Source organism: Stenotrophomonas sp. FW305-3-2-15-E-LB1, assembly GCF_058787375.1.
This window is the reverse complement of the sequence record NZ_JBYSZR010000028.1, coordinates 1-5479: the sequence shown is the minus strand read 5'-3', so window position 1 is coordinate 5479 and position 5479 is coordinate 1. Positions and strand designations below refer to the sequence as shown.

Genomic DNA, 5479 nt, shown 5'->3' with positions numbered 1-5479 from the left:
CGGGGTGCGCGGAGAGCATCCACGCATGGCGTGGATCTACTTAGAAGGTCATTGCGGTACTGAACATCACCTGCCGTGGGGCGCTGCGCTGCAGCGTCTGGTAATCGCCCGAGAACGAGGAACCGGCAATCGTGGCGGTGCCGATGTTGTTGCGGTTGAACAGGTTGCTCACATCCAGCCGCAGTTCCAACCCGGGCAGCACACTGCCCTCGCCCAGCGTGTATGCGGCGTAGGTGTTCACCTGCCAGAACGTGGGCACGCGGATATCGTTCTCGTACGTAAAGGGCTGGCGCAGGTAGGAGGTGCTGGTGGCACCCAAGCGCCAATTGCCAAGATGCGCGGACAGATCGCTCACCAGCGAAACCTGCGGATACCCCGGCTGGGCGTTGCCCTTGATCGGGTACACGGTATCGCCCACCACGAAATCACTGCCGTAGTACGAACGGGCCACGGCCACGCCCTGGTAGAACTGCACGCGATCGGTGATGTCCGCAGTAATGCCCAGATCGGCGCCAATCACGTGCATCTTCGGCATCAGCCGCACGGTGTTGATCTGCGCGAACTGTGTGCCGATGGCCGCTGACAGCAACCGGTTGCGGATATCGCTGTAGAACACATCGCCGGTCAGCGTCAGCCGCTCGAAGCGATGCGTTGCGCCCACGGTGAAGTTCCAGTTCTTCTCCGGCCGCAGCGTGCCGGCCACGCGGTCGAACTCGTCCTGGTCGCTGATGGTCCACGCCGATGCGGTATAGCCGATGTTGCCGCGCTGGGCCACGCGGTAGCCGTTCATGGTGTTGGCCACGTCGATGAAGGCATCGGTGGCGTCGCTTGGGCTCCAGAACAGCGAGACGTGCGGCAGGACGTTGTCCTTGGCGCGCAGCGCGCCGTATACCGGTCGGTCCACGGCATCGCCGAGGCCGCCGCCTTCGGTGCGGAAATCCACGGCCTTGAAGCCCACGCCCAGCTTCAGCGTGTCGCTCAACGCGATGTCATCGTGCAGGTAGAACTGCTGCGAGCGGGTGACCCATCGCGAGGCGTTGTCGGTGAGGAAGGCCGGGCCATGCACATCGAACGGGCCGGTGGCCTTCAGCGGTTTGCCCTGCCCCAGCAGCGGTTGCTGGTACCAGTCGGTACGGGCAGCGGCCTTGCTCTTCTCCTGCCAGAAGCCCGCGCTAATGATGTGCGCGCCAACCTCGAACTGCAGGTTGGCCATGCCACCGAGGCGGTTCACGCGCGGCGTCTGCACCTGTTCAGAGAACGGCGCGCCGTTGGGCGACGGCACGGTGGGGTCGGTCAGCGTGGCCTGGGTGTGGCTGTTGGCGTTGTACAGCTGCACGTTGCCGCTGAGTGCGGGCGTGATCTGGAAACGGTGGTTGATGGACGCCACGCGGTCGCGGGTGACCTGGCCGGTCTGGTAGGGAATCAGTTCGGACAGCTCGCCGCAGGTATAGGCACCGCAGGATTCATCGGCATTCTCCGGCGAGGCCACGTAGTACGCCCAGGCGTAATCGGGGTAGAAGCTGTCGGCCTTCCAGCCCAGCTTGCGGATCATGTCGAAGGAGATGTTGTTGTAGCCCCAGACCTTGGCCTTGCTGTCGGAGGCGAAGACGGTGAAATCACCCCAGTCCACCTCCTGCTGCGCCTTCAGGTTGCCGCGCAGGAAATCCTGCGTGCCTGCGCCTTGGTACTTGTCCGCTGAGACGCGCTGCAGGTCGACCAGCACTTTCGGGCCGTGCTCGCCCAGCTGGCCGCTCTGCGCGGATACCGTGGTGACCAGGGTGCGGTTGCTGCCCACGCCCTGCTTGATGCGCAGGCTGGGCGTGTCCTGCAGGTCGCGCAGGCGATATTCCAGGCTGCCACCGTTGGCGCTGCTGGAAAACAAACTGACCGGTGCGCCGCCCGGGCTGACCGTGATCGAACCGATGCCGTCGGGCACGCCCACGTTGACCACGCTGGTGCCGGTAAGCGAGAGGAAGCCGCTGTCATTCAGCGGCACGCCTTCAAAAGTGATGCCCATTTCATTCATGCGGAAGCCGCGCACGAACAGGCTGGTGGCGGAGATATCCAGGCCCAGGCCGTCGGTGGCGGTGTAGCTGGCGCCAGGCACGGCCTTGAGCATGGCCAGGGCGTTGTTGCCGGTGACCATGGCATCAAGGTCGGCGGCGTTGATGATGTAGCGGTTCGGGCCGACCACCTGCGTGGGTGCAACCGCCGCGCCGCGTGGCGTGGCGATGACCTGCAGGGCATTGAGGGTGGTGGGCGCGTCGCTGGTTTCGGCAGCGTAAGCGGGTGCGGCGAGGGCGGCGCTGAGGGCCAGGGCGAGCAGGGTCGTGGGTGGGGTGTTCATGGCCGGATCCAGGTGCAGGGGAATGAAGACGCAGGCGCACGCCCAGCGCGCGGCAGCACCGGATGGCGATGCGGTGGCTGGAATGCGATTGCGTTGAAGAGGGAACGGCGCGTTGCGCGCCGGTCAGGGACAGAGGAAGACGGTCAACTGCCGGGCGATGCGATGAGGTGATTTCGACGGGCGGAAGTGTTGCACTGCCGTGCCGCGCGCACCATTGCACCGTGGTACAGCACGGCTATACGCAGGTATCGTTCTGTCCGGTATCTTCAATTGCCCGACACCCGTTGGCAGGAGCGCCGATGATCCGCTGGACCGCAGGGAGAGCATTCGCCATCGCGTGCCTGATGCTGCTGTGTATGGGCGCTGCGCAGGCGCAGGACAGGGGTGAAGCACGTTCGCCGCAACGCCTGGACGCGTTGATGAATGCGCTGGCCACCACGCCATGGCCGATCAGCCCTGGCCAGCTGCATGCGCTGGGCATCGTCGCGCCGTTTGCACTTGAGAAGGATGCGGGGCTGCGTGCCTACCGCTCCCGGCCAATGCTGACCGGCGCTGACGCCTGAGCAACTCTGTCGGAAACCAAACACTGCGCTTGCTTCGATAGCCGCCTTGCCACCACTACATTACGGAAGGGTGTATGTGCGCTGCGTCAGTGTTTCCACTTTTGCCTGTCAAATCGGCTTGCAGCTGCAATGTAGCTGGCTGACTATGGCCACGGCGGCCGCGCGGACCTATGCGAGGCCTTTCGCACGCGCTGCCATGCAACGCTCCGACGCGATAACTCGACACTTCAAAGGATGAACGTCATGTTGAATGGATTGAAGCCGCTCGCTGTATCTGCACTGTGCCTGCTCGGCCTGTCCGCCTTCGCCGAAACTGCCTCCGCCGCACAATGGGTCGACAGCGGCCGCTCGGCGTACCTTAAACTGAGCTGGTTCGGAAGCTACAACCAGTACACCTGCACAGCCGCCGATACACCGATTCAGGATTTTCCAGGCATCTGCGCCACCGATTCAGCCAGCGGCTGGACCGCCAACTACAGCGCCTCCAGTGGATTGTCCAACGGGCAGGTGAATGCCTGCGGCCATAATCCGTTCCAGCTCGGCTCGGCCTGTTACGGCTTGGCGTATGCAATCAATGGCCAGGTCTTCGCTGGTGGCCTCCCTGCCGCGTGCACCGTCGGCACGCGCGCAGTGGTTACCTCGACCAGCAAGGAAACCGTCGAAATCCAGTACAACGAACTCGACGTCGACTTCATTGAGTCAGCACGAGAGTACGTCTGCCAATAAAGCTGGCTGCGGGACGTCGCCGAGTGCGGCGGCGTCCTGCGTGCCATCGCCTTAACGCAGTACGAACCGTTCGATGGCCTTGGCCACGCCATCTTCGGCATTGGTGGTGGTTTCAAAACGCGCCACCGCCTTCACTGCATCGATGGCATTGCCCATCGCCACGCTGGTGCCGGCAAACTGCAGCATGGTCAGGTCGTTTTCCTGGTCGCCGATGGCCATGACGTTGGCGCGGTCGATGCCCAGGTGCTCGGCCAGCTTCTGCAGGCTGGGCCCCTTGCCGGCGCGGTGGTCGAACACTTCCAGGAAGAACGGAGCGCTCTTCAGCACGGCAAAGCGCTCGGTCAGTTCGGTCGGCAGATGTGCGATGGCCGCGTCCAGCACGTCGGGCTCGTCGATCATCATCAGCTTGATGAAGGACATCGACGGGTCCATGTCTTCCACGCGGCGGTACGACAGCGGCACGTGCGAGAGATGCGAGTCGATGACGGTGTAGCGGCTGATGTCCTGGTTGGGCGTGTACAGGCGCTGGCCGTCGAGGGCCTGGAAGTGCACGCCGATATCGCGCGCGACCTGTTCGCAGTAGCGGAAATCCTCGAAGCTGAGGGGGAATTCGGCCACGTTCTCGCCGGTGCCCAGGCGCCGCACCAGGCCGCCGTTGCAGGCGATGCAGTAGTCGTCGTCACCGTTGATGCCCAGTTCCTGCAGGAACGGCGCCAGGCCGGATACGGGGCGGCCGCTGGTCAGCACGATATGCACGCCCAGCGTGCGCGCCTGGGCGATGGCCGCCTTGGCCCGCTCGGTGAGCTTATGGGCGGGATCCAGCAGGGTGCCATCCATATCAATGGCGACCAGTGCGATGGTCGATTGTCTGCGGCCCATGTCCATCAACGTCCAACCTTGCATGTGGGGACCGCTATTTTAGGTCAGTCGCGCACCTGCCCGCCTCATGCGCGGTTCATACCGCCGGGCGCGGCTGCAGGGATACTCAGCAAGCCTGTGCGCCCCCCACCGCAGGACGGCCCCCATGACCGCCCTACCCTGGAGATCCAGACGCATGACCTACCGCGCCCCCGAGGCTACCGACACCGCACCGCTGGCCGAGCAGATCGAAGACCTGATCCACGGCCTGCCCGGCGAGCAGATCCGCGTGGGCACGCTGCTGCAGGCGCTGGGCGACGAGGGGCTGATGCTGATCGTGATCCTGCTCTCGGCGATCTTCCTGATTCCGGTGTCGATTCCCGGGCTGAGCACGGTGTTCGGTGCGTCCATCCTGCTGATCGGCCTGAGCCGCGTGCGCGACCGCCCGCTGTGGGTACCGCGTCGCCTGGCCGAGCGTGAGGTGGCCACCGAAAAGCTGAAGGCCAACCTGGGCCGCGCCCTGAAGTGGGTGCACCGCATGGAGCGGCTGTCGCAGCCGATGCGGCTGGCGGTGATGGTGCGTTCGAAGAAGATGATGCGGCTGAACAACCTGGCGCTGGTGTTTGCCACGCTGCTGCTGATGGCACCGGCCGGGCCGATTCCCTTCAGCAATACCTTGCCTGCGCTGGCGCTGATGTCGTTCGCGATCGGGTTCATTCAGCGCGATGGCGCGGCGGTGGCGGCCGGTTATGCGTTCGTGGTGGCCACGGTGGTGTACTTCGGCGTGCTGCTGGGTGGCGTGGGGTTTGCAGCGGAATCGGTGTTCAGTGGGCTGCGTGGTGGTACGTCGCCCGCGTAAACGGCGCTGGCCGTTTGTAGAGCCGAGCCCATGCTCGGCTGCGCTTCTTCTGTAGAGCCGAGATCCTATGTTCGTGGTCAAGCCTGCTGGAAGCAGGCTTGACCCACTTTCAACATGGCTGGGTCG

At 64.4% G+C, this 5479-nt stretch carries 5 protein-coding genes; 3 read left to right on the top strand and 2 right to left on the bottom strand.

The annotated features are described in order from the left end of the window. Positions 1-40 precede the first annotated feature (40 nt). Positions 41-2347 carry a TonB-dependent receptor gene (locus AC3WL7_RS17060; protein ID WP_492751859.1) on the bottom strand — a complete coding sequence of 769 codons (2307 nt, stop codon included), beginning with the start codon at positions 2345-2347 and terminating at the stop codon, positions 41-43. A gap of 299 nt (positions 2348-2646) precedes the next feature. On the opposite strand from AC3WL7_RS17060, the gene AC3WL7_RS17055 reads away from it, so the two are divergent. Both AC3WL7_RS17055 and AC3WL7_RS17050 read left to right on the top strand, forming a co-directional pair. After that, positions 2647-2910, top strand: coding sequence for a hypothetical protein (locus tag AC3WL7_RS17055; RefSeq protein ID WP_492751855.1), 264 nt, complete (start codon positions 2647-2649; stop codon positions 2908-2910). A gap of 243 nt (positions 2911-3153) precedes the next feature. Continuing rightward, positions 3154-3636 (top strand): hypothetical protein, encoded by a 483-nt coding sequence (locus AC3WL7_RS17050; RefSeq protein ID WP_200734510.1) that lies wholly within the window; start codon positions 3154-3156, stop codon positions 3634-3636. 51 nt (positions 3637-3687) lie between these two features. Here AC3WL7_RS17050 and yidA read toward each other — a convergent pair whose 3' ends face one another. After that, positions 3688-4521: a sugar-phosphatase gene (gene yidA, locus AC3WL7_RS17045; protein WP_492751951.1), complete on the bottom strand. Its 834-nt coding sequence runs from the start codon at positions 4519-4521 to the stop codon at positions 3688-3690. Positions 4522-4690: 169 nt separating this feature from the next. Between yidA and AC3WL7_RS17040 the strand changes: the two genes are divergently transcribed. Next, complete coding sequence (locus AC3WL7_RS17040) at positions 4691-5353, top strand: exopolysaccharide biosynthesis protein (protein ID WP_313419078.1); 663 nt, start codon at positions 4691-4693, stop codon at positions 5351-5353. Positions 5354-5479 lie beyond the last annotated feature (126 nt).